A 1,416-nucleotide genomic window follows, 5' to 3' on the forward strand; every position below is an offset into this window, starting at 1 on the left:
GGGTCTAATGGGATGGTCCGTCCCGCTTCTTAAACGGCATCACAATGTGCCAGGATATTAGTTACCACACTTTTATCCAAAGGAGACGGACCATGACGCAGACTATAACAAACGCAGAAGTACATACCCTAGCAATTGATTTGGCGAAAACGAGTTTTCATATCCATGCGGCAGATCGATCAGGGGTGAAGATACACTCAAAGCCGGTAAATCGATCGAAGCTTATTCAATACGTATCGAACTTACAGCCTTGCACAGTAGTTATGGAAGCTTGTGGTGGAGCAAATCATTTTGCTCGGAAGTTCACAGCTATGGGGCATACGGTAAAGCTAATCGCTCCCCAGTTTGTTAAGCCGTTTGTAAAATCGAACAAGAATGATGCGCTTGATGCCCAGGCAATATGTGAAGCATCGCAACGGCCGGATATGCGTTTTGTATCGCCTAAAGATACAGCACAACAAGATATTCAGAGTATTCATCGAGCGCGTAGCCTAGTTGTCGCTCATCGCACGGCTCTGTCGAATCAGATAAGAGGTCTACTTACTGAATACGGCGTTGTGCTTCCGCAAGGTATATCGATCTTGCGAAGAAGTTTGCCGTCCATTATCGATAGCGATAACAGAGAGCTTTCGATTTTATTTAGAGAACTACTTCAGAATCTCTACAGTGCACTGATCACGGTAGATCAACAGGTAGAGGACTTTAATCAAAAGATTGAGTTATTAGCCAGACAGGATGAACGATGTGTTCGTTTGCAAACCATACCCGGTATTGGGCCAATGGCTGCAACTGCATTAGTGGCGACCTTAGGTGACGGAAGTGCATTTAAAGATGGGCGAGAGGCTTCAGCGTATCTAGGGTTGGTCCCAAGGCAGAACTCAACCGGTGGCAGATCGACGCTATTAGGTATTAGTAAACGTGGTGATCAATATTTACGATCGTTGTTGATACATGGTGGTAGAGCGGTAGTCAGGACATCGCCCAAGCATAGCGATTACCGCAGTAACTGGATTACAGATCTTGCACGCCGCCGTAATGTGAACGTTGCATCTGTAGCGGTGGCTAATAAAAATGTTAGAACTGCTTGGAAAATATTGCAGGACGGCAATAACTACCTAGCGGCCTAAAACAGAAGTTAGGCTGAGCGCTAATGTACTCAGCCTAAAAAATTAACGTTAATCTTGAGTTGCTAAGAGAAAAGTAGATAGATGGCAAACAGGTAAGACCTATACTTCCAACAGCTTGGCAAGGTCTATGGCTCAACGAAGCCGCGAGTCTGATTAAGCAGGAAGTATGCAGAATCCATTGGGGCTAGAAGAAAGAGATCTTCATCAAAAGCCGGATATATGACTGCAGCTCACCTTAACCATTGGTACTTTTATCTTGCATAACGCGGGACGGACCATATATGACCTT

General features: G+C 45.1%; 1 protein-coding gene. It reads left to right on the top strand.

From position 1 onward, the window contains the following. Nucleotides 1-92: 92 nt before the first annotated feature. A complete protein-coding gene (locus tag XMM312_RS11415; protein WP_173483780.1) occupies nt 93-1,127 on the top strand; it encodes an IS110 family transposase in 1,035 nt (344 codons plus the stop codon). Nucleotides 1,128-1,416: the final 289 nt, after the last annotated feature.

This window comes from Marinobacterium sp. xm-m-312 (assembly GCF_013283295.1).
Classification (GTDB): domain Bacteria; phylum Pseudomonadota; class Gammaproteobacteria; order Pseudomonadales; family Balneatricaceae; genus Marinobacterium_E.